A 26,828-nucleotide genomic window follows, 5' to 3' on the forward strand; every position below is an offset into this window, starting at 1 on the left:
GCTCAGTCGATCTCGACGTGGTTGCGGTCCCAGCGACCGCCCACCGGCGGACTGTCCAGCCGCAGCGCGCTCTCGGCGTTGCCGGCGAGGTCGTTCTCCTCGACTCGGCAGGACACACAGGAGCCCCGCTCGGTGATCCACAGCCCGTGCGTCTGGGTCGGCTCCTCGCTGCTGTCCCAGATCCGGTTGCCGCGCACCGACGCCGAGTCGAAGTGCGCGTTGACCACGATGCCGGCCCGCACCGGCGCCGCCGCCGGCAACTCGTAGGCCGTACCTGGTGCCGGGACGTCCTCGTTCCACGCGGTCGCCGCGTCCGGTCGCAGTTCGGCCAGGTCCAGGTCGGTGTCGCTGTTGCCGACCACCACCGCCACCCGGGAGCCCACCCGCAGCACCTTGCCCCGGTGCCCGTTGGTCGGCCAGTTCGCCGACCGGTCGGTCACCGCCCGACGGGCGTAGCGCACCGACTCACCGGAGCCGGTCGACGCCGGGGCGCACTGCCGACCGTTGTTGCGGATCCGGTTGTCCACGATGGCCGCGTCGACCATCGGCCGGTCGATCCGGATCGCGTCCAGACCGTTCTCCCAGAACTCGTTGTCGCTGATCACCACGTCCGACGACGGGCCCTGGTAGCCGGCGCCCAGATCGTGCTGGTGATAGCCGTACCAACCGTTGCCGCTGATCCGGTTGCCCCGGATGGCGTACGGCCCGGGGGTGTTGCCCATGCTGATCCCGTCGCGGACGTTGCGGTCGATCACGCAGTCGCTGAGGATCCCGCCCCGACCGGCGATGCCCGCCGTGCCGTTGGCGGATACGTCGAAGCCGGCCTCCAGGTTCCCGGTGATGGTGCAGGCCGAGACGATCAGCCCGTCGGCACCCCAGTCGGAGATGCCGAACCGGTTGGCCTGGCTGTGGCAGCCGATGATGCGGTACCCGCGCGGGGGCGTCCAGTAGGACTTCTGCAACTCCAGGAAGATCCCGTTGGTGCCGTTGCCGAGGGTGGTGCAGTTGGCGATCGTGCAGCGTTCCACCTCGCCCCAGCCGCCGATCCCGATGCCGATGCCCGCGCCACCCATCTCCTCGCCGTTGTCCAGCCGGCCGCAGCCGACCACCACGACGCCGTCGATCAGGCTGTCCTGGAGGAAGTCACACCCCAGCCCGGTGGCGCCTGTGTGGTGGATGTAGAGGTTGCGGAACACACCCCGCACCACGTACTGGAGACCGAGTCCCTTGGCGAGGTAGTTGTACTCGGCCATGGCCACACCCGAGCCGTCGATCTCGAAGTCGGCGAAGGTGCAGTCGGCGATGTGCCGGTCGCGGTCCGCGCCGTGCTGCACGGTGGTCCAGAAGGCCAGCGGCGTCGGGTCGGCACGGTTGCCCTCGTTGCTCAGCAGGAACCGGGTCGCGCCCGGCCCCGCGCCGATCAGGGAGACACCGCTGCGCCAGACGGTGCCGGCGTCCCGGATCGAGTAGATCCCCGGCGGGCAGTAGATGACCCGGGCCCGGCCGTCGGCGGCGTACCCCCCACCGAGCCGGTCGACCAGCGCGGACAACGCCGGTTGGTCGTTGGTGACGCCGTCGCCCCGGAGGCCGAATTCGTGCGCGTCGCACCAGAGCGGCGCCCCGGCGACCGGGGACAGTCGCTCCCGGGCGGCGATGTACCGGCTCTCCTGCCACACGGGCGCTCCCCTGAAGTCGACGGCCTGCCCACGAGCCGGGCGCTTTCCCGCTCTGATGTCCCGGAAACGCGGCCTGCGCGATGTCGGAGGTCTGCGCGCGCACGGCGACGGCGATGCGTCCGTCCCGGAATCTTATGCCCGTCTGTCCGGTTCGTCGCCGACCGTCACCTCGCCGTGGCCGCCCCGATCGCGGAATCATCGGCCCGGGCCGGGGGTTGTACATGGCATGACCGCGACGCCTCCCCCGGCGCCGCACCCCCCGGGAACCCGGGTCGGAATGACCCCGCACTCCCCGGCGTTACACCTGGCCCGGACGTCGTAGCAGTCCCCACCGCGCGGACGCCGACGATCCCGGGACATCCCCCGCGGCACACCCGTCCCCCACGGGAGATCGCCGCACACCCCCGACGAAAGGTTCAGATCATCATGCGTACCACCATGCTGCGCAAGACCGCTCTGACCATCGCCGCTGCCGCCGCCACCGCCGGAGGCATCGCCGCACCCGCGATCGCCGCCCAGGCCACCCCGGGCGTCCAGGCCGCCGCCGTCGTGCAGGCCGACCGTAAGGGCCACAGCGAGCGTCAGCTCGACGTCCGCTACGAAGCCCAGCCCAACTTCTACTACTGCGGCCCCGCCGCCGCCCGCAACGCCCTCAGCGTCCAGGGCAAGAACATCGACGTCCACACCATGGCCAAGGAAATGGGCACCACCGAGAACGGCACCGACTCCATCAACGACATCACCCCCGTCCTCAACCGCGAAACCGGCACCAACGCCTACAAGTCCGTAGAAATCAACACCCCCACCGCCGACAGCCGCCAGACCGACAAGCTCCGCCACGACATCGTCCGCACCATCGACAACGGCCACGCCGTCGTCGCCAACATCGCCGGCACCACCACCGACACCACCGGCACCACCCACAGCTTCGAAGGCGGCCACTACATCAGCGTCACCGGCTACACCAACAACGGCGACACCGTCACCATCGCCGACTCCGCCAACCCCAACCAAGCCCGCTACGACCTCCACATCAACGACCTCGCCAACTGGATCGCCACCCGCGGCTACGCCACCACCTCCTGACACCACCACACCACGGCCGGCCCCCACACCGGGGGCCGGCCGTCGTGGCATGCAAGGAAGGGACCCCTACCAACGCCCCGTGCATAGCAAGGGACCCCTCCTAACACCCAGCGCACCGCGCCCACACCCGCGCCTGCGCCGACGCCGGCACCCAAGACCGCGCCGACGCCCGTGTCACGTCCACTCCGTGACGCAGGGTTGCACTCATAGCAAGACGGACGTACGGTTTTGTTGACAGCGCGTATCGGCGGTAAGTGTTGCCTAACCACGGCGGCCCTCCGGCCGGTGCGACAGACTGCTCAGGACTACTCACGGTCGCTGGTGTGAAGGAGTACGACGTGGCGAGCCTCGACACCTTCGGTGCGAAGACCCAGCTACGCGTCGGAGACGCGAGCTACGAGATTTTCAAGATCAGCCAGGTGGAGGGCCACGAACGGCTCCCCTACAGCCTGAAGATCCTGCTGGAGAACCTGCTGCGGACCGAGGACGGCGCGAACATCACCGCCGAACACATCCGCCAGCTCGGCGGGTGGGACCCGACCGCGGATCCCAACGTGGAGATCCAGTTCACCCCGGCCCGGGTGCTGATGCAGGACTTCACCGGCGTACCGTGCGTGGTCGACCTGGCCACCATGCGTGAGGCCGTCCGCGACCTCGGCGGCGACCCCACCAAGGTGAACCCGCTCGCCCCCGCCGAGCTGGTCATCGACCACTCGGTGATCGCCGACCTGTTCGGCCGTGAGGACGCCTTCGAGCGCAACGTCGAGCTGGAGTACGCCCGCAACAAGGAGCGCTACCAGTTCCTGCGCTGGGGGCAGACCGCGTTCAACGAGTTCAAGGTGGTGCCGCCCGGCACCGGCATCGTGCACCAGGTCAACATCGAGTACCTGGCCCGCACGATCATGGAGCGCGGCGGCCAGGCGTACCCGGACACCGTGGTCGGCACCGACTCGCACACCACGATGGTCAACGGCCTGGGCGTGCTCGGCTGGGGCGTCGGCGGCATCGAGGCCGAGGCGGCCATGCTGGGCCAGCCGGTCAGCATGCTGATCCCCCGCGTGGTCGGCTTCAAGCTCTCCGGCGAGATGCCGGCCGGCACCACCGCCACCGACCTGGTGCTGACCATCACCGAGATGCTGCGTAAGCACGGCGTGGTCGGCAAGTTCGTCGAGTTCTACGGCCCCGGCGTGAGCGCCGTGCCGCTGGCCAACCGGGCCACCATCGGCAACATGTCCCCGGAGTACGGCTCCACCGTCGCGATCTTCCCGATCGACGCGGAAACCGTCCGCTACCTGGAGCTGACCGGCCGGGACCCGCAGCAGGTCGCGCTGGTCGAGGCGTACGCCAAGGAGCAGGGCCTCTGGCACGACCCGTCTGCCGAGCCGCAGTACTCCGAGCACCTGGAACTGGACCTGGGCACCATCGAGCCCTCGCTCGCCGGACCCAAGCGTCCCCAGGACCGGGTGCCGCTGGGTAGCGCCAAGACGCTGTTCCGCGCCGCGCTCACCGACTACGTCGCGGCCGACGAGACCGGTGGCGACCCGGGCCGCCGCCCCGGCGTGCCGCAGCAGGACAAGCCGTTCGACACGGCGGGCCCGGCCGACGAGGCCAGCGCCGAGTCCTTCCCGGCCAGCGACGCCCCGGCCAACGAGGTCAACGACCCGGCCGACGCCCCGCGTGACCTGGTGACCGCCGCCGTCGGCTCCGGCGGGCGGGCCAGCAACCCGATCCGGGTCACCGGCACCGACGGCAACGAGTACGAGCTGGACCACGGCGCGGTGGTGATCGCCGCCATCACCTCCTGCACCAACACCTCCAACCCGCAGGTGATGATCGGCGCGGCGCTGCTCGCCCGCAACGCCGTGGACAAGGGCCTGAACCGCAAGCCGTGGGTGAAGACCACCCTCGCGCCGGGCTCGAAGGTCGTCATGGACTACTACGAGCGGGCCGGCCTCACCCCCTACCTGGAGAAGCTCGGCTTCCACCTGGTCGGCTACGGCTGCACCACCTGCATCGGCAACTCCGGTCCGCTGCCGGAGGAGGTCTCCGCCGCGGTGAATGAGGCCGACCTCGCCGTGGTGTCGGTGCTCTCCGGCAACCGCAACTTCGAGGGCCGGATCAACCCCGACGTCAAGATGAACTACCTGGCGTCCCCGCCGCTGGTGGTGGCGTACGCCCTCGCCGGCACGATGGACATCGACCTGGCCAACGAGCCGATCGGCGAGGACAGCGCAGGCCAGCCGGTCTACCTGCGCGACATCTGGCCGAGCAGCGCCGAGATCCAGGACGTCATCGCCTCGGCGATCGGCGCCGGCGGGTTCAGCTCCGCGTACGCCGACGTCTTCGCCGGCGACGAGCGCTGGCAGTCGCTGCCGACGCCGACCGGGGACACCTTCGCCTGGGACGGCGAGTCCACCTACGTGCGCAAGCCCCCGTACTTCGAGGGCATGCGGCCCCTGCCGGCGCCTGTTCTCGACATCGGTCCGGCGCGGGTACTTGCCAAGCTCGGTGACTCGGTGACCACCGACCACATCTCCCCGGCCGGCTCCATCAAGGCCGACTCCCCCGCCGGTGAGTACCTGGCCGGGCACGGCGTGCCGCGCCACGAGTTCAACTCGTACGGCTCGCGTCGGGGCAACCACGAGGTGATGATCCGGGGCACCTTCGCCAACATCCGGCTGCGTAACCAGCTCGTCCCAGGGGTGGAGGGCGGCTTCACCGTCAACCACCTGACCGGCGAGAAGACCTCGATCTACGACGCCTCGGTGGCCTACCAGGAGGCCGGCATCCCGCTGGTCATCCTGGCCGGCAAGGAGTACGGCTCGGGCTCGTCGCGGGACTGGGCGGCCAAGGGCACCATGCTGCTGGGCGTCAGGGCGGTCATCGCCGAGTCGTACGAGCGGATCCACCGCTCGAACCTGATCGGCATGGGTGTGCTGCCGTTGCAGTTCCCGACCGGCGAGAGCGCCGACTCGCTGGGGCTGACCGGCACCGAGACGTTCACCGTCACCGGTGTCACCGCCCTCAACGACGGCTCGATCCCGCGTACCGTGCGAGTCAGCACGGACAGCGGCGTGGAGTTCGACGCGGTGGTGCGGATCGACACCCCGGGTGAGGCGGACTACTACCGGCACGGCGGCATCCTGCAGTACGTGCTGCGGCGCATGATCGCCAGCTGAGGCGACGAACTGCCGAAGGGCTCCCTCCCCGACCGGGGAGGGAGCCCTTCGTTCGTCCGGCCGAGGGCGCTGGACACACCGTCACTCGACGGCGCGGCCACGGGCCTCCCGGATCTTCATCGCGTGCTCCACCACGGTGATCAGCACCTCTTTGACCGACTCCCGGTTGCGGGCGTCGCAGAGCAACACCGGCACCTCGGGGTCGAGGTTCAGCGCGGCCTGCACCTCGTCGAGACGGTACGACCGTGACCCCTCGAAACAGTTCACCGCGACCAGGAACGGCGTGCCCCGCCCCTCGAAGTAGTCGATAGAGGGGAAACAGTCGGCGAGCCGACGGGTGTCCGCCAGCACCACCGCGCCGATGGCACCGAGCGCCAGTTCGTCCCAGACGAACCAGAACCGGTCCTGGCCGGGCGTGCCGAACAGGTACAGCACCAGGTCCTCGCTGACCGTGATCCGGCCGAAGTCCATCGCCACCGTGGTGGTCTGCTTCGCCTCGACGCCGGAGAGGTCGTCGATGCCGACCCCCGTCTCGGTCAGCACCTCCTCGGTCCGCAGCGGGCGTGTTTCACTGACCGCCCCGACCAGCGTGGTCTTGCCGACCCCGAAGCCGCCGGCGACCAGGATCTTGATCGCTGTGGGCAGGGCGACCGCTCCCGGCGGCCGCTCAGAGTGCCCGTAGTCCATTGATAACCGCCTCGAAAATGCTGTGGTCGGGTATGCCGACGGTGGTGTGCGGCTCGCGGATCTGCACCAGGCTGCGTGCCACCAGATCGCCGAGCAGGACCCGCACGGTGCCCACCGGCAGGTCCAGATGTGCCGCGATCTCGGCCACGGACTGAATCCGCTGACAGAGGCCGACGATCGCCAGGTGTTCCGGGCCGAGACCGATCTCCGGAGAGACGTCCGAGCGGGTCGCCGTCACCAGGGAGATCAGGTCGAACGTGCCGGTGACCGGACGGGCCCGGCCGCCGGTCACCGCGTAGGGACGGACAACCGGACCGGCATGGTCGTCCACCCACTGGTGGTCCGCGGACTCTCCCTGCACCGTCATCCGGCTACTTCTCCCCGCCGGTCTGCTCGGCGGACCGGGACGGCGACGCGACGTACTTGCCGACCCTGGTGACCAGCATCGCCATCTCGTACGCGATCAGACCCACGTCGGCGTCCTCGGAGGCCAGCACCGCGAGACAGGCGTTACGGCCGGCGGCTGTGACGAACAGGAAGGAGGACTGCATCTCGATGATCGTCTGCTGGACCTGCCCGCCACCGAACCGCTTGCCCGCACCGCGGGCCAGGCTCTGGATACCGGCCGCCATCGCTGCCAGGTGCTCGCCGTCGTCGCGGCTGAGCCCCTGCGACGAGGCCATCAGCAGACCGTCGGCGGACAGCGCCACCGCATGTTCGGCCTGCTTGACCCGGCCGACGAGGTCATCCAGCAACCACGTCAGGTCGGCACTCGAAGCCGTCTTCTGCGCCACTTCGTCGTCCTCTTCTCCCCGGCTCTTCGCCGTGCTCATCTGGGCCTGACCAGCGCTGACCCGGGCCAACGGGCCAGCGACGCGGATCAGGTCGCCGGTTGGTCGGCGCCGTCGGAACCGTCCTCGGCACGCCGGCCGCCATCGAGCAACCTAGCGGCGTCGGAGCGTCCGCGCCGGGTGCCCGTCTGGTACGAACTCATCATGCGCCGAACCTGTTCTGGTTCGCGGATCACGTCTTCGCCGTCGTCGGCCGCCTCGGGCTCGTTGCGCAGCGCCGGGGCGAGACTGGCCTGTCGCACCCGGACCGGCAGGCCCGACTCGGTACGCCCCAGGTCGGACTCGGCCACCGTCGGCGTACCCGGCTCGGGCGGGGTCGCCGCCGGAACGGGCGGGCCCGTCGGCGCACCGGGCGCTACCACCGCGTCGGCCGGCGGGCGCGGCGGCCGGGCCGGGCCCTCGCCCGGCGCGGAGGTCACCGGCACCTCGATCGGGATGGTCGGGCCGTCCAGGGCGGACTGACCGGGCCGGCGGCGGGACCTGGTCGGCAGGACGGTGGTCTCCTCGACGGACTCCACCGAGGGCTGCGCGACCGGTCCGGCGGCGGCTTCCCGCGCTGCGGTCGGCGAGGCCACCGCCACCGGTGCAGGTGACCGCTCGTCGCCGGCGGGCAGCGCCGGAGCCTCGGTCCGCGTGGCCGGCGGCGGGACCGCCGGCTGTGCGCCGTCCACGGTGATCAGGTCGCTCGGGACCAGCACCACCGCGGTCGTCCCGCCGTACGGCGACTCCTTGAGGTGTACCCGCACCCCGTGCCGGTCGGTCAGCCGGCTCACCACGTAGAGACCCAACCGGGACGCGTCGGCGAGGTTGAGTTCGGAGCGGTCGGTGATGCGGTGGTTGGCGGCGGCCAGGTCCTCCTCGGTCATGCCGAGGCCACGGTCCTCGATCTCGATGGCGAACCCGTTGGCGACCAGTTGTCCCCGCACCTCGACGGTGGTGTGCGGCGGCGAGAACGACAGCCCGTTCTCGATCAGTTCGGCGAGCAGATGGATGACGTCACCGACGGCCCGCCCGGCCAGCGACACCCCGCTGATCGGGAGCACCTGGACCCGGGTGTAGTCCTCGACCTCACCGACCGCGCCACGGACCACGTCCACCATCGGCACGTTGCGGCGCCAGGCCCGGCCGGGCGTGGAGCCGGAGAGCACGATCAGGTTTTCCGCGTTGCGCCGCATCCGGGTGGCCAGGTGGTCGACGCGGAACAGGTCCTCCAACTCCTCCGCGTCCTGCTCCCGGCGCTCCATCGAGTCGAGCAGGGTGAGCTGGCGGTGCACCAGGGCCTGGGTACGCCGGGCCAGGCTGAGGAAGACGTCGCGCACCGCGCGGCGCAGTTCCGCCTGCTCCACCGCGGTCCGGACGGCCGTCTCCTGCACCACGTTGAACGCCTTGCCCACCTGACCGATCTCGTCGTCACCGAACTGCAGCGGCGGCGCCTCCTTGGCCACGTCCACCTGCTCGCCACGGCCGAGCCGATCCACCACGCTGGGCAGCCGCTCGTTGGCGAGCTGGAACGCGGCGTCCCGCAGGCGCTGCAACTGCTGCACCAACGCACGGGCAGTGGTGACCGAGACGACCACCGAGGCGATGACGGCGAGCAGACCGAGACCGGCGGCGAGCACCAACCGGATGATGACGCCGACGGCGACGGGGGTCGCCCGTTCGACCACGTCGTCACCACCGGCCAGCACGACGTCGCCGATCTCGATCAACGCCGGGCTCGTGGCATCGGTCCACGCCTCGGCACTGAACGGCACCCGGGTGCTGTTTCCGGCTAGCATGACCTGGTTCTCCAGGTCGGCCAGTCGACGGAAGTTCGGGCCGGCGGACATCTGCTGGTAGCGCGTCTGGTCCGCCTGCGGCAGCCGGACGACCGCCTGGTCCGCGACGAACTGGCGGGCGCCGACGACCCGGGTGAACTCCGCTCGCTCGCTCGAGGTGATCCGACCGGCGGCCAGCACCCCGGCGAGCAGGGCGTCCTCCTGGGACAGCAGTTCCCGGGCCCGGTTGAGCTGAATCAGTTGGACGGTGTCCTCGGCGACCTGGTCGTCGTCGAGGTTGCCCAGCTCGTCGTAGACCTGATAGATCGACTCGATCACCTGGGTGAACGCCCCGCCGGCCTCGCTGCGGCCGATGTTGCGGCCGTCCACGGCCGCCCGGGTGTCCGACAACGCGGTGAGCCCACGGTTCAGCTCACCGATCCGCTGGTGCAGGCCGTCGCTACCGAGCAGGCCGACCTGCCAGTGCCCGGCCGACTCCTTGAACTCGGCGGCCAGCTCGTCGGTGCGCTGACGCACCTGCACGAGCTCACCACGCCTGCGGTCCTCGGGCCGGCCGAGGTACGCCAGCGAGGTCCGGCGTTCCAGCTGCAGCTGCAACAGCAGTGGCTCGGTGGGATCGAACACCCGCACGTCGAGCGCCTGTACGCCGACCAGGTTGACGCCCTCGCGGACGGTCACCCAGGCGGTGAAGCTCCAGAGTGCCACCAGCGAGGCCAACAGGGCCACGACCTTGGTACGCAGATTCGAACTGCGGGAACCCATTACACCGTCCCTGGCCCGGAGCGAGTTGATCGGTCAGTCAGGCGGGCCACACACGCACCGACCCCGGCGCACGCTAACAGCGTCACCGTAGCAACTCAAGCGCTCGTGATCATGCCCTGGTGGGAGGCTTCGGCGCCCTCACCGCCACCGCCTGCCGCGCCGGATTCGAGCGCCAGACGCCGTGCCGCGAGCACCGCCGCGCGGACCACCAGGACCGGCGTGTAGAGGTCCTTGTCATGCCACAGTGGAGGGTCACCGACGGCGTCGACCTGCAGATGTGCCAGCGCCCGGGCAGCGGCCTGCACCACCTCGGGCCGCCGGTCGCCCGCCCCGAGCAGGACCTGCACCGCGTACGCCGTCTCCTCGGTGGTGGTCGACCAGCGTCCCCAGCCGCCGTCGTCGCGCTGGGTGGCGAGCACCCAGCCGACGGCCCGGTCGACGGCCTCCCCAGCGGCCTCCGGCGGTGCGTGAGCGGCCAGCGCCAGGGCCGCGCAGGAGGTGGCGTAGTAGGGCGAGGCGTGCCAACGGTCCGTCCAGTGGCCGTCCGGCTGCTGCACCTCGCGCAACCAGCCACCGAGGGCGGCCACCCGGGCGCCGTACCGGTTCGCGCCCTCGCGGGTGTGCCGGGCATGCCAGCCCAGCGCCTCCAGCACATGCGCGTTGGTGGTGATCGAGTCGCCGTCCTCCCCACGCCAGGTGCAGAAGTGACTGCCGAGGTCGTAGCGGAACAGACTGGTCGGGTCGACCGGCCGGCCCAGCCGGGCCAGGGCGTACAGGGCGGCCGAGGTGGTGTCCGCGTCGGCCGGCAGCCCCGGCCCGGTCGCCGCGCCGTCCGGTCCGAGCGCGGCGGCCAATCCGGCCACCACCGCCGGCGACGGTCGGACCGGTATCCCCGCCCGGATCAGCGTGCCGAGCGTCCAGGACCGCTCGAAGACGCTGATCGGGGTGCAACACGGCACCGGGCCGTCGTGCCGGGCCACCACCTCGTCCAGGTACGCCCGCGCGGCCCGGTCCGGCGCACGCCGGTGGTTGAGCCACCCGGCCGTGGCGGCTGGTGAGGCGCCCACGGCACCGTCGATCGGGCGGACCTCCTCGCGGGTCGCGGCGTTCGGCCCCAACACCTCGTAGGCGTGCCACAGCTTGCGCGGCATCGGCCGGTCGGTGGCGAGCAACGCGGAGACCGCGTCGAGGCGCCGCCGGTCCACCCGGGGCGACGGATGCAGGCCGGGCAGTGCCGGGGCGCCCCGGTCGCGTAGCCGGGTCAGGTGCGTGTCGATGCGACCGGTCAACGCCGGCACGATCAGGTCGGCCGCCGGGGTGTCCGGCAACGGCGCGCCGGCTCCCAGCCGCCGGGTCAGCGCGGTCAGCCCGCGAGCGGCGGCGTCCACCAGGTCCGACCGCGTCGGGCCGGAACGGTCGGCCGGCTCGTCCCGGGCAAGGACCGCGACCAGGGCCTCCACCGCGCTCGCCGTCGGCACCAGACCGTACCCGCCGGGCAGGCCCCAGCCGCCGTCCGGTCCCTGCTGACCGAGCAGGTACGCCAACCGCCGGCCGTGGCCACCGAGCCACGGGGCGTCGGCGACCAGGCGACCCGTCTCGTAGACCGAGGCACTCACCTGCCCGGCCGGTTCCCGGTCCAGGTCCGCGACCAGGTCGGCGGCCGCGTCGGTGACGCGCTGCGCCGTCTCCGGTGGCCCGGTGACGCCTGCGGCCGTCACGGCGTGCCCCAGAAGTCGGTGGACCGGTAGAAGCCGCTGCTGAAGCCGATCTGCCGGGCCAGGTAGTCGGCCGCCACCGGGCAGTCGACGCGAAGCGTCGCGAGCTGGTCCCGGGCCTGCGCGACCAGCTCGGCGATCCGCTTCTCCACCTCGGCGCGGGACACCAGCAGCAGCGCGTTGAGGTCACCCCAGCGCAGGTCGCGCTCGTACGTGCCGAGGTCGTTGACCAGGCGTAGGATCCGCTGCACCTGGTCGCTCGCGGCCAGCAGCGCGTCGAGGTGCGCCAGGGTGGCCGGATCGTCCGTGTGGATCCAGTGCACGACGTTGACCACGGTGCAGGCCAGGTTGGCGGCGTTGTCCAGGTACTCCGCGAACCCGGGCCGGGTGTCCGGCGACTGCTTCCAGTCCCACTCCCGGGCCATCGCGGCGAGCACCTTGCGGGTCTCCTCCCGCCAGCGCTCGCGGTGCGCGGCGAAGGCGGGCACCGTGGCGAGTTCGTCGCGCAGCTCGGCGAGGAAGGCACCGAGCTGGTCGCCCTCCTCGGGCGTCCCGCCGTCGACCACCGCAAGGCAACGGGCGGTCAGCCGGTCGATCTCGTCGCGCGAGCGGGCCTCGTGGTCCACCAGCCAGTCCACGGCGAAGCCCCACAGCACCGCCCGGTTGGTGACCCGGAGCCGGTCGAGGTCGCACCAGGGCGCGCCGAAGGCGATCGCCATCGCCACGTTGCCGAACAGCGTGGCGTCGAAGGGCCGGGCCGGGAACAGCTCGGGGTACGCGGCGGCGACCGCCGCCAGGTCGCGCTGGCCCTTCGCGGCGAGGGCGCAGATCCGGCCCTGTTCGGTGGCGTCGGTCATCTGGTCGCCGGAGCCGACCGGCGATACCTCGGTCCGGGAACTCACGCCGCGACACCCTGCGCGGGCCGCAGGACCACCTCGACCGGTTCCAGGGGACGCAACGCGGCGGCCACCTTGATGCCGGGTACGGCCGGACGGCACAGCCGGAACCGGAACCGGCTCAGCAGGCCGGCCACGATCAGCGTCGCCTCCAGATAGAACAGGTGCATGCCCAGGCACTGGTGCGGGCCGCCGCCGAACGGGAAGTGCGCGTACCGGTGCCGCTGTCGGGCCTGTTCGGGCCGGAACCGGTCCGGGTCGAAGACGTCGGGTCGCTCCCAGAACATCGACATGCGGTGGGTGATCAGCGGGCTGACCACCACAGTGGAGCCGGCCGGGATCCGGACCCCACCGATGACGTCCTCCTCGACCGCGTTGCGGGGGAAGAGCCAGCCGATCGGATAGAGCCGGAGCAGCTCGTCGAGCACCTGCCGGGTGTAGCGCAGGTCGCGCAGGTGTTCCTGGCGTACCGGCTGGCCGCCGACCACCTCGTCGATCTCGGCGTAGAGCCGGGCGGCGATCTCGGGGTTGCGCTCGATGTGCGGCCACAGCCAGGTGAGGACGCTGATCGTGGTCTCGGTGGTGGTGGCCACCATCGCCACCGTGTCGTTGCGGACCTGCTGCTCGTCGAGTCGGCCACCGCCCTCGGTGCGGCCCCGCCACAACGTGCTGATGATGTCGTCGGCGTCCTCGGTGGTCTCGTGGCGGGCGGCCCGCACGGTCGGCAGCAGCAGGTCGTCGATGAGCTGTACGGCCCGGCGGAACGTCCGGTCACCGGGCATGGGCGCGGCCAGCGGTGCCCACGGCATCAGGATGCGAGGCATCACCGAGCGGGCGATGTCGTCCTGCGCCTGCATGATCCGCATCGCGTCGGGCACCGAGATCCGGTCCGCGAAGAAGACCCGCATGATCGCCGAGCAGACGATGCGGGCCTGCACCGTGCCCATGTTGACCGGTCGACCGGTACGCGCCGGCTCGGCCAGCTCGTCGACGGCCTCCTCGATGGCGAGGGCGAGGCGGTCGACCATCGCGTCGATGCGGCGGGCGGTGAACAGCGGCTGGAGGATCTGCCGGCTGTCGGCCCAGTGTTCGCCGTCGCTGAGGATGCCCTCGCCGAACAGCCGCTTCAGCGGGCGCCACTGCAGACCGTCGCCGGCGCGCACGTAGTTGCCGGAGCGCTCGCGCAGGACCTGTTGCAGGTGCTCGGGGTGGGTGACCAGGTACGGGCGCAGCGAGCCGAGGTTGAGCCGGACGACCTCACCTGCGGAGCGTTCGCCGAACTCGACGAGGGCGCGGGCCGGATCACGCAACAGGTTCGGTAGCGTGTACCGCAGCGGGATCGATGCCGGTCTCCGGGTTCGGGCGCAGTTCACGTCGTCGGCTCCCAGTTGGGCGGGCCCCGGGGGTGAGGGGCGTTACTCTTCGAATTGCCACGATTGCGATGAGCATGACATTGCCGTAGCACTCCTCACTAGTCACGCACCGAGAAATCTTCGTGCTCGACATTCCCGCCGTCCACAACGGAGACGTGGCGTACCAGTCAGGTGCACGAGGGACACCACACTCTTCCCGTACTCCCCTCCACCGCTCATCGCGCCTGATCAACACCGGTCCGCGCGGCCTCGCCCCGAGTGCCGACCCACGCCGACGCGAGGCACTCCCGGACCCGCCGACCCTCTCAGGTGATCTTCGTCATCCCTGCTCATATCGGGGGTACGGAACCCGTGACAGCAATCGGTCGACCGGGCGGGCAGCGCCCTCGGCGCGGTCCCGCCGCGAAGAACCCGGGCGCGGCCGGGCCCGCTGTGCCAGGCTCAGGGCATGGACGACACGACCATCCTGAGCCGGATCTCCGATCTGGTCGACGAGGAGCACCGGCTGCGCGCCGAGGCGCAGGCCCACGAGGCGGGCACCGACGACGAGGCCCGTGCCCGGCTGCGTGAGCTGGAGGAGTCCCTCGACCAGTGCTGGGACCTGCTCCGCCGTCGACGCGCCGCGCGGCAGGCACACGGCGATCCCGACGCCCAGGGCGCACGCCCGGTGCCCGAGGTCGAGCGGTACCTCCAGTAGGCACCCGCCGGGCTCCGGGCGGCGGCGGAACCGCCACCCGGAGCCCGTCGTCCGGGACCGACCGACGTCAGCGCCCGGACCGTCAGCGCAGACCGGCCTCGCGGGCCAGCAGATCGGTCAGGGCGTCCGGCTCCTGCGGCAGGCCCCGGGCGGTGAACCAGGTGGCGACGACCCGCACGTCCCGGGCCAGGAATTCCCGCCCCTGTGGGTTCGCCACCACGTCGACCACCTGCGGCAGGTCGATCAGGACCAGCCGCCCCTGGTGCACCAGCAGGTTGTACGGCGACAGGTCACCGTGTGCGTACCCGGCGCGGGCCAGCACCACCAGCGCGTCGACGAGCTGCTCCCACAGCCTGCGCAGCTCGCCCGCCTCGGGACGCAACTCGGCCAGCCGGGGCGCGGCCCGCCCCTGGTCCGGGTCGCCGAGGAACTCCAGCATCAGCTCGGTGCCGCGCAACTGGACCGGGTACGGCACGGCGACCGTGCCGAACCGTTCGCCGATCTCCCAGAGCCGGGCCAGCGCGGCGAACTCGGCCGCCGCCCACTGCCCGGCGACCATCTGCCGGCCGAACGCGGTCCGCCCGGTCATCGCGCGCATCTCCCGGGACCGGCGGACCCGCCGTCCTTCGAGATATCCGGCGTCGCGGTGGAAGAGCCGGTGTCGGGGATCGCGGTAGCGCTTCGCCGCCAGCAGGCAGGCCCGATCGGTCTCCGGTACGGCCCGGCGGACCAGGTGGACGTCGGCCTCCTTGCCGGTCTTGAGCACCCCGAGTTCGGTGTCCTTGGCGGCCAGTTCGGTGACCAGCCACGCCGGATGGGGTTGCGGGCCGTGCACCGCGTCGTCCCAGGAGGACCAGACCTCACCGGTCTCCGGGTCGGGCTCGTCGTCCGGATCGGTCGGGGCGGGGCCGGACGGCCGCCCGCGCTTCAGGAAGTGTGGTTCGTCGTCGTCGAAGCGGCGCTTGCCGCGGGCTCGGCGCTCCGGCACCGAGGAGTCGTGATCGCGCACTGCGCTGGTCGTCCCTTGTTCGAGGTGGATGGAGGCAGGAATTGACCTGCGAGAACGGCCATGACCGACCTCCTCTCCTCGACCGGGCGCACGCCCGGCAGCACGATGCGCGGACCATGCTCGTCGCGTCGCCCCGCCGGGGCAACCCGTTTTCGACCTCAGGCGCGGGTACGCCCCGCCGCGCCGCCCGTGGCGCCCATGATCGCGGCGATGGCGGCGATCACCGTGTCGACGGTGACCGTCGGGGCGAACCGGGCGTCCGTCCAGGGCCGACCCCGGTGCAGCCAGACGCTGGGCAGCCCGACCGCGGTGGCGCCACCGATGTCGGCCTCCGGGCCGTCGCCGATCACCCAGGCGCCGCGCAACGGCATCCGGGCCCGTTGCGCGGCCAGCGCGAAGATCCGGGGGTTGGGCTTGCTGACCCCGGCCTCCTCGGAGATCACCCAGTCGGCCACGTACCGGTCCAGGCCGGTACGCCGGATCTTGGTGTCCTGTAGGCGGACCGTGCCGTTGGTGACCACCACCGGCATCCAGCCGGCGTCGTCGGCGATCCGCAGCGCGCAGGCGACCAGCGGATCGAGCCGGGTGAACTCGACGATGCCCTCGTGCAGCTCCTCGACCAGATCGATGGAGGGGATCCGCAGGCGGTAGCGGTCCCGGATGGCGTCCGCGACGTCCCATCGGTCGGTCAGCCCGTCGGCGTCTATCGACAACAGCCATTCGATGTCGTGCGCGGGCGCACCGATGCCGTCGAGGAAGCGCTCTGCCCAGGTGCGGAACGGCCCGGCCCGGTCGAGCAGGGTGTTGTCCAGATCCAGCAGGAGCAGTGGCACTCGGGCACCTTACGGGAATCCGGTACCCGCCCGACAGGGCCGGAGGTTACGCGGTGATGTCGTACCGGCACTGACCCCGACCAGAACCCGATTTCCAAGCCGTACGTACGGTTTGCGTTACCCCGGGTGAGCTGACACGATCGTGACGTGCCCAGAGTAAGTCAGGACCAGCTCGACGCCCGTCGACACGAGATCCTCACCGCCGCGCGCGCCTGCTTCGCTCGGCACGGCTACGAGGGCGCCACCGTGCGCCGACTCGAAGAGGCGACCGGGCTGTCCCGAGGGGCCATCTTCCACCACTTCCGGGACAAGGACTCGCTCTTCCTGGCCGTCGCCGAGGACGACGCGGCGACGATGGTGGAGACCGTCGCCCGCAACGGTCTGGTCCAGGTCATGCGGGACCTGCTCGCCCGCGCGGTCTCCCCGGACACCACCGGATGGCTCGGCAGCCAACTGGAGGTCTCCCGACGGCTGCGGACCGACCCGGCCTTCGCCAAGCGGTGGGCCGAGCGCTCGGCGGCCATCGCCGAGGCCACCCGGGACCGCCTGTCCCGGCAACGCGAGGCCGGAGTGCTGCGCGAGGACGTACCCATCGACGTGCTGGCCCGCTTCCTCGAACTCGCCTACGACGGCCTGGTCCTGCACCTGGCGATGGGACGACCCGCTGGCGACCTCGGCCCCGTCCTCGATCTGGTCGAGGAGGCCGTCCGTCGCCGCTGAACAGTCGGTAACGGCCCGATAACCCGGCTGTCCCGGCCTCGGCACGGTGGCGTCCGCGCTCCACAATGAGTCTGCGTTCCCTTCGCGCGACAGGAGCAGGCCATGACGGATCCCGCGGCGGACTTCCACACCTGGGGCATTCCCAGCCGCACCTTCCTGTTTCTCTATCTGGCGGCGGCGCTCGTCCTCGTCGTCGGCACCCTGATCCACCGCCGGGCGGTGCTGTCCGGCCGCTCCGCGCCCCCCGCCGACCAACTCGGCCCGCAGCAGCTCGCCTTCCTCAACGGCGGCGAGAACCTGGCGGTCTGGACCGCCATCGGCGCGCTGCGGGGACAGGGCGTGATCGGGGTCGACAAGCACCACCGGCTGACCGCCGACGCTCCCCTGCCTCCCGGCGCGACCCCGCTCGACCGCGCCGTCCACCACGCTGCCAGCCAGCGCTGCCCCGCCCGGCAGGTCATCACGACCGAGTGGGTGAGCCGGGCCCTCACCGAGCTGCGGGACGGCCTGGACCGGCACGGACTGCTGGTCACCCCGGAGCAGCGGGCGGCCCTGCGGATCGGCCCGCTGCTGATGGCCGTGCTGTCGGCGGTCGGCATCGCGCGCATCTTCGCCGGCGCGGCCAACGGGCGACCGGTCTGGTATCTCGTGGCCGTCGTCCTCGCACTCAGCGTGGTGGCCACCCTGTTGTTCGCCCTGGTACCCCGACGGACCAAGGCCGCCGACGCGGCGCTGCGGCTGCTCCGCATGCGCAACCACCACCTGGCACCGCGCAGCAACCCGTCGTACGCCACCTACGGCGCCGCCGGCACCGCGATGGCGGTGGCCCTCTACGGCAGCGCCACGATCTGGGCCATGGACCCCACCTTCGCCCAGCAGGCCGAGCTCCAGCGCCAGGCGGCCACCGGCACCGGCGGCACCGCCGCCTGCGGCGGTGGCAGCACCGCAGGCGCGAGCGACAGCGGCGGTGGCTGCGGTGGTGGAGGCGGCGGCGGGTGCGGCGGCGGTGGAGGATGCGGCGGATGACCGGCCCGCACGGGGTGGGCATCGGCTGGCGACCGGAGATCGCCGGATTCGTCGCCGACCTGCCCGGCCTGCGCTTCGTCGAGGTGGTCGCCGAGGGCGTGTCCCCCGCCGACCCACCCGACGGGCTGGTCGAGCTGCGTCGACGCGGCGTGACCGTGGTGCCGCACGGGGTACGGCTCTCCCTCGGCGGCACCGAGCCGGTCGATCCGGCCCGGGTCGGCCACCTGGCGGCGGTCGCCGAACTGTTGGCGGCCCCCCTGGTCAGCGAACACATCGCCTTCGTCCGGGCCGGTGGCCTGGAGGCCGGGCATCTGCTGCCGCTGCCCCGCACCCGCGAGGCGGTCGACGTGGTCTGCGCCAACGTCGCCCGGGCCCGGGCCGACCTGCCGGTGCCGATCGCGCTGGAGCCGATCGCCGCGCTGTTCGACTGGCCGGACGACGAACTCGACGAGGCCACGTTCCTCACCGAGATCCTGGACCGCACCGACGCGCTGCTGCTGCTCGACATCGCCAACGTGCACGCCAACGCCCGTAACCGGGGCACCGACCCGCTGGCCCTGTTGGATCGGCTGCCGTTGGACCGCGTCGCGTACGTGCACGTCGCCGGCGGCGCCGACCACGGCGGCTTCTATCACGACACCCACACCGACCCGGTCGGCCAGGACGTCCTCGACCTGCTCGCCGAGGTGTGCGCGCGACACCGGCCACCGGCGGTCATGCTGGAACGCGACGGGCACTACCCGCCCGCCGCCGACCTGCGCGCCGAGTTGGACGCCATCGCCACCGCCAGCGGCTTGCCGGTGGTGACGTGAGCGTCGACCCCGACGAGCTGCCTGCGCCGGGCGACACGCTGGCCGAGCGACAGGCGCGACTGGTGGCCGCGCTGGTGGCCGGCGGCCCACCGCCCCCGGGGTTCGCGCCCGCACCGCTGGCCGCCGCCCGCGCGGCGCTGCTGCGCAAGCGGGCCGGCGAGGTCGCCCGCCACTGGCCGCTGCTCACCGCCGCCCTCGGCCCACGCTGGCCGTCGACCTTCCTCACCTGGGCCGCCGACCGGCCCACCGGCGGTGGCCTGCGCGACGGCTGGGACCTGGCCCGCGCGCTGCGCGACCGTGCCGAACTGCCACCGCTGGGTGCCGAGGAACTCGCCGTCCGCGAAGCCACCCTGCGCTACGACGGCGCTCGGGCGCCACGCCCCCGCCGGGCACCCGCGCTCGCGCGCGTCGACCGCGCCGTCGCGGTCCAACTAGCCGGCCGCGTACGGCTCCTGCGGATGTAAGGAAGGGACCCTTTCTAACGCCTGCGGTATAGCAGGGGTCCCCTCCTAACATCAGGGGTCGGCGCGGTGGACGGACCCGGAGGTGCCGGACGCGCACCGGCTGCGGCAGGATCGGTGGCATGGATCTAGGACTCACCGACCGGGTGTACGTGCTCACCGGCGCCTCGCGCGGCCTCGGTCACGCCACGGCGCGGAGCCTGGTCGCCGACGGCGCCCGGGTGGTGCTCTCGGCCCGGAACGCCGACGCGGTGGCCGCCGCCACCGCCGAACTCGGCGGGCCGGAGCACGCCGTCGGCATCACCGCCGACCTCACCGACCCGGACACGCCCGAACGGCTGGTGCAGGCCGCGCACCAGCACTTCGGCCGACTCGACGGCGCCCTGGTCTCGGTCGGTGGACCGCCCCCCGGCAGCGCCGCCTCAGTCGACGACGAGCAGTGGCGACGCGCCTTCGAGACCATCTTCCTGGGCAGCGTACGGACGGTACGGACGGTGGCCGGGGCACTGCCCGACGGAGGCGCCATCGCGCTCGTGCTGTCCACCTCGGCGCGGGGCCCGGTCACCGGGCTGGGCATCTCCAACGGCCTGCGCCCCGGTCTGGCCGGGGTCGCCAAGGACGTCGCCGACGAGTACGGCCCCCGTGGCGTACGGGTGGTCGGGTTGCTGCCGGGGCGGATCATGACCGACCGGAACCGGGAACTCTTCGCCGCCAGCGGCGACCCCGAACAGGCCCGCGCCGAAGCCGAGGCCGGCATCCCCCTGCGCCGCATCGGCGACCCCGACGAGTTCGGGAGGGTGGCCGCGTTCGTGCTCTCCCCGGCCGCGAGCTACCTGACCGGGGTCACCATCCCCGTCGACGGCGGCGCGCTGCGCGGCCTGTGACCAGGCAACCGACGGGCGGCGCTGACCGTCCGGCGACCAGGCGACCGAAAGGCAGCCCCGCCCGTGCAGCGACCGGGCGACCGGAAGGCGGCGCTGCGCGGCCGGCGACCAAGCGACCGGAAGGCGACGCTGCGCGGACCGACGGCGTGGATCGGGGGTACCGGCCGACCCGGGAGGAGTTGGCGGCGGCCGTGGACCGACTGCTGCCGGACGTCATCGTGCCCGGGTTGGACGTGCTGTTCGTCGGGATCAACCCCGGGCTGTGGTCGGCCGCGACCGGATGGCACTTCGCCCGCCCCGGCAACCGGTTCTGGCCGGCGCTGCACCGGGGCGGGTTCACCCCGCGCCTGATGCACCCCAGCGAGCAGGACGAGTTGCCCGGGCTCGGGCTGGGCATCACCAACGTGGTGGCCCGGGCCAGCGCCCGCGCCGACGAACTGTCCGCCGCCGAACTCGTCGACGGGGCACGGGAGCTGACCGGCAAGGTCGCCGCGTACCGGCCGCGCTGGGTGGCCGTGGTCGGGGTGACCGCGTACCGGATCGGCTTTGCGCGGCCGAAGGCCACCTTCGGCCGGCAGCCCGAGCCGCTGGCCGGCGCCCACCTCTGGGTGCTGCCGAACCCCAGCGGTCTGAACGCGCACTACACCCCGCAGACGCTCGGTGCCGCCTTCGCCGAACTGCGCGAGGCGACGACCGGGGAGTGACCGCCGTCAGTTGGCGGCGGCCGGCGGCATCGCCTCGTCGGCGAGGTACTCCCGCGACGGAATGATCACCGGCTCCACCATGGCCTGGTCGGTGTGCGGGGTCGGCGAGTCGGCCACCGCGAACTGGGTGCGGTACAGCTCGGCGTAGAGGCCACCGACGGCGACCAGTTCGTCGTGCCGACCGCGCTCGACGATGCGGCCCTCGTCGAGGACGAGGATCTGGTCGGCGTCGCGGACCGTGGAGAGCCGGTGCGCGATCACCAGCGCGGTACGCCCGGTCAGCGCCACCGACAGTGCCCGCTGCACGGCCGCCTCGCTCTCCGAGTCGAGGTGCGCGGTCGCCTCGTCGAGGATCACGATCGAGGGTGCCTTGAGCAGCAGCCGGGCGATCGCGATGCGCTGCTTCTCACCACCGGAGAAGCGGTAGCCGCGCTCGCCGACGGTGGTGTCCAGCCCGTCGGGCAGCGCCCGGACGAGGTCGGCGACCTGTGCACCGGCCAGCGCCGCCCACAGCTCGTCGTCGGTGGCGTCCGGCTTGGCGTACCGCAGGTTCTCCGCGATCGTCTCGTGGAACAGGTGCGAATCCTGGGTCACCACGCCGATCTCGTCCCGCAGCGATTCGAGCGTGGCGTCCCGCACGTCGACGCCGCCGACCAGCACCTGGCCGTCGGTGACGTCGTAGATGCGGGAGATCAGCATGGACAGCGTGGACTTGCCCGCGCCGGAGGGCCCGACCAGGGCGACCATCTGCCCGGGCTCGACCCGGAAGGAGACGCCCTTGAGCACCGGCTCGTTGACCGTACGGTCCAGCGTGGCGACCTCCTCCAGCGACGCGAGGGAGATCTCGGCGGCGCTCGGGTAGCGGAAGCGCACGTCACGGAACTCGACCCGGCCGGCGTCCCGGGGCACCGGGACGGCGTCGGACCGCTCCTTGATCGCCGGGTCCAGGTCGAGCACCTCGAAGACCCGGTCGAACGAGACCAGCGCGCTCATCACGTCGACCCGGACGTTGCTCAGCGCGGTGAGCGGACCGTAGAGCCGGGTGAGCAGCAACGCGAGCGTCACGACCGTACCGGCGCTGACCTCGCCGGTGACCGCCAGCCACCCGCCGAGCCCGTAGGTGAGCGCCTGGGCCAGCGAGGCGACCAGCAGCATCGCCACGAAGAACGTCCGCGAGTACATCGCGGAGGTGATGCCGATGTCGCGGACCCGCTCGGCGCGGGCGGCGAACCGCCCGGCCTCGGCGTCGGGGCGACCGAAGAGCTTCACCAGCAGCGCGCCCGCGACCCCGAACCGCTCGGTCATGGTCGCGTTCATCTTGGCGTCGAGGTTGTACGACTCGCGGGTGATCTCGGCCAGCCGCCGGCCGACCCGCCGGGCCGGGATGATGAACACCGGCAGCAGCACCAGCGACAACGCGGTGATCTGCCAGGAGAGGGTGAGCATCACGGCGGCGGTGAGCAGCAGTTGGATCACGTTGCTGACCACGCCGGAGAGCGTCGAGGTGAAGGCCCGCTGGGCCCCCATCACGTCGTTGTTGAGCCGGCTGACCAGCGCACCGGTCTGGGTGCGGGTGAAGAACTGCAACGGCATCCGCTGCACGTGGTCGTAGACCCGGGTCCGCAGGTCGAGGATGATGCCCTCGCCGATGCGCGCCGAATACCAGCGCTGCGCGAGGGAGAGCATCGCGTCGGCGACGGCCAGGCCGGCGATGAAGAACGCGAGCCGGATGACCAGCGCGCCGGCCTCGTCGCCGCCCCGGGTGATCGCGTCGATGACCTGACCGGCGAGCAACGGGGTGGCCACCCCGATCACCGCCGCGACGATCACGGTCAGCAGGAAAACGACGATGTCGCGCCGGTACGGACGGGCGAACGCCACGATCCGCCGGGCGACGCCACGCTGCAACCGGTGACTGGAGATCTCGTCACCGTTGCGCATCGACCGCAGCATGCTCCAACCGCCCATGCCGCCGGCGGCCATCGGGTTGGACACACACACCTCCGGGAAGGGCCTCAGTACGCCGTCGGGTCAATTGTCCCGACAGCTACGACAACCTCGTGAGTAACCCGGATCTTCCCGAACGGTCCTTACTATTCTGTGTACCCGGCAAGATCGCGGATCCGCCGGGTCTGTGCCTCCCGCTCGGCTCGCTGCTGCTCGGCGTGCGTCCGTCCGGACGCACCGGCGAGCAGTGCCTTGATCTCCACCACGGCGTCACGCTGGTGCGCGAGCAGCCCGGCGGTGAGATCACGTACCGCGTCGTCCAGCTCCGCGTTCGGCACCACCAGGGTGGCCAGGCCGAGCCGGTCCGCCTCGGCGGCGTCCATCCGCCGACCGGTGGTGCAGATCTCCAGCGCACGGGCGTAGCCGACCAACTCCACCAGTCGCTTCGTGCCGGCCAGGTCCGGGACCAGGCCCAGCGTGACCTCGGCCATCGACAGCTTCGCGTCCTGCGCCAGCACCCGCAGGTCGCAGGCGAGGGCGAGCTGGAAGCCGGCGCCGATGGCATGCCCCTGCACGGCCGCGACGGAGATGACGTCCGGACGATGCAGCCAGGTGAAGCCGCTCTGCAGGGCGGCGATCTGGTCGGCGCACTCCGCTTCCGGCAGTGCGGCCAGCTCGGCGAACGAGCCCGGCCCGGTGGCGCCCACGACCGCCAGGTCGAGGCCGGCGGAGAACGCCCGCCCCTCGCCCCGGACGACCACGACACGTACGTCACCGGGCAGGTCCCGGGAAAAGTCGCTCATCGCGCGCCACATCGACGGGGTCTGCGCGTTGAGCACGTCGGGCCGACACAGGGTGACCGTGGCGATCGGCCCGTCACATTCCAGCCGGACCCCGGTCGCCTCGGTGGTCACCGGGCGGCCCGGGTCACGGTGGTGGTGTACGACGCTGACGGGCGGGTCACGCCTTCTTGCGGCGCCGGGCACCGCCGCGCTGCCGCAGCTGCACCCCGGACTCGGTGAGCACGCGGTGAATGAACCCGTAGGATCGGCCGGTCGAGGCCGCGAGAGCACGGATGCTCTCTCCTCCGGTGTACCGCTTGACGAGGTCCTTGGCGAGCGTCTGACGCTCGGCTCCGACGATCCGGCGACCCTTCTCAGTGCTGGTGGCTGTGCCAGTGGCTGCCATGCTGTGTCCTCACGTCCCAGACTGTGCGGTTCGGATACGGTCCCACCTATTAGACCGCCTCGAACGATCATGCGCCAGATATCAACTATTCGCCAACCGACACGCTATGCAATGTCAGCTTCCCGATAGGTGACGACCATCGGCACGCGGTCGCGGCGCCAGGCGCGTCAACGGCCCGGAGCTGGCTTTCGGCGGCCGGCCGCCGCCCGCACGCACGGCACCGTCGACACCACGTTCCGCCACCATCTCCTCACCAAAGGCATCGACCGTGGCCACCATCCGGCGCCCCGAGGCCCGGGCTCCCCGACCGGACTGAACCGCCTCGCCCTCCGTCGCGCTCCGATCGGCCTGCTTGCCCGTACGCTGCCGGCCATGCTCGACCTGCTCGGCACCGCAACCGTCGCCACGGTGGTCTTCGCCGCGACCAACATCGACGACATCGTCATCCTGACGGTGTTCTTCGTCGCCGCCCGCACCACCGGCCGTCCCCGCGTCGGGCAGATCGTCACCGGCCAGTACCTGGGCATCGGCGCCCTGGTGCTGGCCAGTGCCGTGGTCGCGGCCGGACTCCTGGTGGTACCCGACGAGTGGACCGGCCTGCTCGGGCTGCTGCCGATCGCCCTCGGCGTCGTCGGGCACCTGCTCGACCTCGCCCGCTGATCCCGGCGCGCGTGTGAGGAGGGGTCCCTTCCTATACACCAGGCGTTAGTAGGGGACCCTTCCTTACACCGGGTCAGGCCAGCTCGACCAGTTCGAGCAGGTCGTCGCTCCAGGCGTCCTCGTCGCCGTCGGGCAGCAGGATGGCCCGGTCCGGCTTGAGCGCCAGCACCGCGCCCGGGTCGTGGGTGACCAGGACGATCGCGCCCGGGTAGTTGGCGATCGCGTCGAGCACCTGCTCCCGACTGACCGGGTCGAGGTTGTTGGTCGGCTCGTCGAGCAGCAGCACGTTCGCCCCGGAGCAGACCAGGGTCGACAGCGCCAGCCGGGTCTTCTCACCACCGGAGAGCACCCCGGCGGGCTTGTCCACGTCCTCGCCGGAGAAGAGGAACGCACCGAGGATCTTGCGCAGCTCGGTGTCGGTCTGCTCGGTCGAGGCGGCCCGCATGTTCTCCAGCACGGTCCGCTCGACGTCCAGCGTCTCGTGCTCCTGCGCGTAGTAGCCCAGCCGCAGCCCGTGCCCGGGCCGCACCTCGCCGGTGTCCGGCTCCAGCAGCCCGCCGAGCATCCGCAGCAGCGTGGTCTTGCCGGCACCGTTGAGCCCGAGGATGGCCACCCGGGAACCCCGGTCCACCGCCACGTCCACGTCGGTGAAGATCTCCAACGACCCGTACGACTTGGAGAGGCCGGACGCGGTCAGCGGAGTCTTGCCGCACGGCGCCGGGGCGGGGAAACGCACCTTGGCCACCTTGTCGCCGACGCGGACCTCCTCCAGGCCCGACATCAGGCGTTCGGCCCGCCGGGCCATGTTCTGCGCGGCCACCGTCTTGGTGGCCTTCGCCCGCATCTTGTCCGCCTGGGCCATCAGGGCGCCGGCCTTCTTCTCGGCGTTGGCCCGCTCCCGACGCCGCCGCCGCTCGTCGGTCTCCCGCGCCTCCAGGTACGCCTTCCAGCCCAGGTTGTAGACGTCGACCACGGAACGGGTGGCGTCGAGGAACCAGACCTTGTTGACCACCGACTCCAGCAGCGACCCGTCGTGCGAGATCACCACCAGCCCGCCCTTGTGGTTGGCGAGGAAGCTGCGCAGCCAGGTGATCGAGTCGGCGTCGAGGTGGTTGGTGGGCTCGTCGAGCAGCAGGATCCCGCCGCCGTTGTCGGCCGCGTCGCGGAACAGGATCCGGGCCAGCTCGATGCGGCGGCGCTGGCCACCGGAGAGAGTGCCGATGGTCTGCGCGAGGGCCCGGTCGGGAAGCCCCAGGTTGGCACAGATCCGGGCCGCCTCGGCCTCGGCCGCGTATCCGCCGAGCGCGGCGAACTGGTCCTCCAACGCGCCGTACCGGCGAACCAGCTTCTCGTCGCCGCCGTCGGCGAGCTGGTTCTCCAGGTCCTTCATCTGCGACATCAGCGCGTCCAGGCCACGGGCGGAGAGCACCCGGTCGCGGCCGGTGACCTCCAGGTCGCCGGTACGCGGGTCCTGTGGCAGGTAGCCGACGGCGCTGCGCCGGTCGATCTGTCCGGCGTACGGCTGCCCCTCACCGGCGAGCACCTTCAGGGTGGTGGTCTTGCCGGCGCCGTTGCGGCCGACCAGGCCGATCCGATCCCCCGGCTGCACCCGCAGCGTGGTGTCGGACAGCAGGATCCGGGCGCCGGCGCGCAGTTCCAGGCCGCTGGCAGTGATCATGTCGGGGTACTCGCTCTCGGGGATCCGCAGGGCTGACTCAGGGCACACGAAAGCGCCGGCGGATCATGGTGACCCGTCGGCGCGGGGCGTTCAGCCTTCGCAGAGCAGCACGGGTCGATTGTACCGGGCCCCGGTGAACGGCGAACGCGGATTACCGACCAAGATCGTCGGGTACCGATTCGCCGTCCGGACCGGTTCCGGCCCGC

General features: G+C 71.8%; 24 protein-coding genes. 10 read left to right on the forward strand and 14 right to left on the reverse strand.

What is annotated here, in order from left to right; all coding sequences use genetic code 11:
* Positions 1 to 2: 2 nt before the first annotated feature.
* Positions 3 to 1,676 (reverse strand): right-handed parallel beta-helix repeat-containing protein, encoded by a 1,674-nt coding sequence (locus ACZ31C_RS14465; RefSeq protein WP_465795664.1) that lies wholly within the window; start codon positions 1,674 to 1,676, stop codon positions 3 to 5.
* 426 nt (positions 1,677 to 2,102) lie between these two features.
* On the opposite strand from ACZ31C_RS14465, the gene ACZ31C_RS14470 reads away from it, so the two are divergent.
* Complete coding sequence (locus ACZ31C_RS14470) at positions 2,103 to 2,762, forward strand: C39 family peptidase (protein WP_465795665.1); 660 nt, start codon at positions 2,103 to 2,105, stop codon at positions 2,760 to 2,762.
* Between the two features lie 323 nt (positions 2,763 to 3,085).
* Positions 3,086 to 5,941 carry an aconitate hydratase gene (locus tag ACZ31C_RS14475; protein WP_465795666.1) on the forward strand — a complete coding sequence of 952 codons (2,856 nt, stop codon included), beginning with the start codon at positions 3,086 to 3,088 and terminating at the stop codon, positions 5,939 to 5,941.
* 81 nt (positions 5,942 to 6,022) lie between these two features.
* Here ACZ31C_RS14475 and ACZ31C_RS14480 read toward each other — a convergent pair whose 3' ends face one another.
* The 7 genes from ACZ31C_RS14480 to ACZ31C_RS14510 form a co-directional block, all read right to left on the reverse strand.
* Entirely contained in the window at positions 6,023 to 6,628 is a 606-nt protein-coding gene (locus ACZ31C_RS14480) for a GTP-binding protein (protein WP_396743019.1), read from the reverse strand.
* Complete coding sequence (locus tag ACZ31C_RS14485) at positions 6,609 to 6,995, reverse strand: DUF742 domain-containing protein (protein WP_350696614.1); 387 nt, start codon at positions 6,993 to 6,995, stop codon at positions 6,609 to 6,611. The genes ACZ31C_RS14480 and ACZ31C_RS14485 overlap by 20 nt, the downstream gene beginning before the upstream one ends.
* 4 nt (positions 6,996 to 6,999) lie before the next feature.
* Positions 7,000 to 7,461 (reverse strand): roadblock/LC7 domain-containing protein, encoded by a 462-nt coding sequence (locus ACZ31C_RS14490; RefSeq protein ID WP_350696613.1) that lies wholly within the window; start codon positions 7,459 to 7,461, stop codon positions 7,000 to 7,002.
* A 47-nt stretch (positions 7,462 to 7,508) separates the two neighbouring features.
* Positions 7,509 to 10,019 (reverse strand): sensor histidine kinase, encoded by a 2,511-nt coding sequence (locus ACZ31C_RS14495; RefSeq protein ID WP_465795667.1) that lies wholly within the window; start codon positions 10,017 to 10,019, stop codon positions 7,509 to 7,511.
* A 95-nt stretch (positions 10,020 to 10,114) separates the two neighbouring features.
* Entirely contained in the window at positions 10,115 to 11,737 is a 1,623-nt protein-coding gene (locus ACZ31C_RS14500) for a prenyltransferase/squalene oxidase repeat-containing protein (protein ID WP_465795668.1), read from the reverse strand.
* Positions 11,734 to 12,591, reverse strand: a complete 858-nt coding sequence (locus ACZ31C_RS14505; RefSeq protein ID WP_465795949.1) for a terpene synthase family protein — start codon at positions 12,589 to 12,591, stop codon at positions 11,734 to 11,736. Before ACZ31C_RS14505 ends, ACZ31C_RS14500 begins: the two co-directional genes overlap by 4 nt.
* A 41-nt stretch (positions 12,592 to 12,632) precedes the next feature.
* Positions 12,633 to 13,970 (reverse strand): cytochrome P450, encoded by a 1,338-nt coding sequence (locus tag ACZ31C_RS14510; protein WP_465795950.1) that lies wholly within the window; start codon positions 13,968 to 13,970, stop codon positions 12,633 to 12,635.
* Between the two features lie 481 nt (positions 13,971 to 14,451).
* On the opposite strand from ACZ31C_RS14510, the gene ACZ31C_RS14515 reads away from it, so the two are divergent.
* Positions 14,452 to 14,700 carry a DUF2630 family protein gene (locus ACZ31C_RS14515; RefSeq protein ID WP_350696606.1) on the forward strand — a complete coding sequence of 83 codons (249 nt, stop codon included), beginning with the start codon at positions 14,452 to 14,454 and terminating at the stop codon, positions 14,698 to 14,700.
* A gap of 82 nt (positions 14,701 to 14,782) precedes the next feature.
* Here the strand turns inward: ACZ31C_RS14515 and ACZ31C_RS14520 are convergent, their stop codons facing one another.
* A complete protein-coding gene (locus tag ACZ31C_RS14520; protein ID WP_465795669.1) occupies positions 14,783 to 15,709 on the reverse strand; it encodes an RIO1 family regulatory kinase/ATPase domain-containing protein in 927 nt (308 codons plus the stop codon).
* Positions 15,710 to 15,867: 158 nt separating this feature from the next.
* On the reverse strand, positions 15,868 to 16,542 hold the full coding sequence (locus ACZ31C_RS14525) for an HAD family hydrolase (RefSeq protein ID WP_350696602.1): 675 nt from the start codon (positions 16,540 to 16,542) through the stop codon (positions 15,868 to 15,870).
* A 147-nt stretch (positions 16,543 to 16,689) separates the two neighbouring features.
* On the opposite strand from ACZ31C_RS14525, the gene ACZ31C_RS14530 reads away from it, so the two are divergent.
* The 6 genes from ACZ31C_RS14530 to mug all read left to right on the forward strand — a co-directional run bounded on the left by ACZ31C_RS14530 (position 16,690) and on the right by mug (position 21,149).
* Positions 16,690 to 17,262, forward strand: a complete 573-nt coding sequence (locus ACZ31C_RS14530; RefSeq protein ID WP_350696601.1) for a TetR/AcrR family transcriptional regulator — start codon at positions 16,690 to 16,692, stop codon at positions 17,260 to 17,262.
* Positions 17,263 to 17,364: 102 nt separating this feature from the next.
* Complete coding sequence (locus ACZ31C_RS14535; RefSeq protein WP_465795670.1) at positions 17,365 to 18,288, forward strand: TIGR04222 domain-containing membrane protein; 924 nt, start codon at positions 17,365 to 17,367, stop codon at positions 18,286 to 18,288.
* Complete coding sequence (locus ACZ31C_RS14540) at positions 18,285 to 19,100, forward strand: MbnB/TglH/ChrH family RiPP precursor modification enzyme (RefSeq protein WP_465795671.1); 816 nt, start codon at positions 18,285 to 18,287, stop codon at positions 19,098 to 19,100. Before ACZ31C_RS14535 ends, ACZ31C_RS14540 begins: the two co-directional genes overlap by 4 nt.
* Entirely contained in the window at positions 19,097 to 19,564 is a 468-nt protein-coding gene (locus tag ACZ31C_RS14545) for an SCO6045 C-terminal-like domain-containing protein (protein WP_465795672.1), read from the forward strand. Before ACZ31C_RS14540 ends, ACZ31C_RS14545 begins: the two co-directional genes overlap by 4 nt.
* Before the next feature lie 119 nt (positions 19,565 to 19,683).
* The gene (locus tag ACZ31C_RS14550; RefSeq protein WP_465795673.1) at positions 19,684 to 20,445 is read left to right on the forward strand and encodes an SDR family oxidoreductase; all 762 of its coding nucleotides are present in this window, start codon (positions 19,684 to 19,686) and stop codon (positions 20,443 to 20,445) included.
* Between the two features lie 146 nt (positions 20,446 to 20,591).
* Positions 20,592 to 21,149, forward strand: coding sequence for a G/U mismatch-specific DNA glycosylase (mug, locus tag ACZ31C_RS14555; protein ID WP_465795674.1), 558 nt, complete (start codon positions 20,592 to 20,594; stop codon positions 21,147 to 21,149).
* A 6-nt stretch (positions 21,150 to 21,155) separates the two neighbouring features.
* Here the strand turns inward: mug and ACZ31C_RS14560 are convergent, their stop codons facing one another.
* From ACZ31C_RS14560 to ACZ31C_RS14570, 3 genes are all read right to left on the reverse strand, one after another.
* Entirely contained in the window at positions 21,156 to 23,132 is a 1,977-nt protein-coding gene (locus ACZ31C_RS14560; protein ID WP_396743309.1) for an ABC transporter ATP-binding protein, read from the reverse strand.
* Between the two features lie 110 nt (positions 23,133 to 23,242).
* Positions 23,243 to 24,010 carry an enoyl-CoA hydratase/isomerase family protein gene (locus ACZ31C_RS14565; protein WP_396742991.1) on the reverse strand — a complete coding sequence of 256 codons (768 nt, stop codon included), beginning with the start codon at positions 24,008 to 24,010 and terminating at the stop codon, positions 23,243 to 23,245.
* 46 nt (positions 24,011 to 24,056) lie between these two features.
* Positions 24,057 to 24,284 carry a helix-turn-helix domain-containing protein gene (locus tag ACZ31C_RS14570; RefSeq protein WP_007072022.1) on the reverse strand — a complete coding sequence of 76 codons (228 nt, stop codon included), beginning with the start codon at positions 24,282 to 24,284 and terminating at the stop codon, positions 24,057 to 24,059.
* A gap of 372 nt (positions 24,285 to 24,656) precedes the next feature.
* Between ACZ31C_RS14570 and ACZ31C_RS14575 the strand changes: the two genes are divergently transcribed.
* Positions 24,657 to 24,944 carry a cadmium resistance transporter gene (locus ACZ31C_RS14575; RefSeq protein ID WP_465795675.1) on the forward strand — a complete coding sequence of 96 codons (288 nt, stop codon included), beginning with the start codon at positions 24,657 to 24,659 and terminating at the stop codon, positions 24,942 to 24,944.
* Between the two features lie 73 nt (positions 24,945 to 25,017).
* Here the strand turns inward: ACZ31C_RS14575 and ACZ31C_RS14580 are convergent, their stop codons facing one another.
* Positions 25,018 to 26,622 (reverse strand): ABC-F family ATP-binding cassette domain-containing protein, encoded by a 1,605-nt coding sequence (locus tag ACZ31C_RS14580; protein ID WP_465795951.1) that lies wholly within the window; start codon positions 26,620 to 26,622, stop codon positions 25,018 to 25,020.
* Positions 26,623 to 26,828: the final 206 nt, after the last annotated feature.

It is taken from the genome of Micromonospora sp. NPDC023869 (assembly GCF_055559695.1).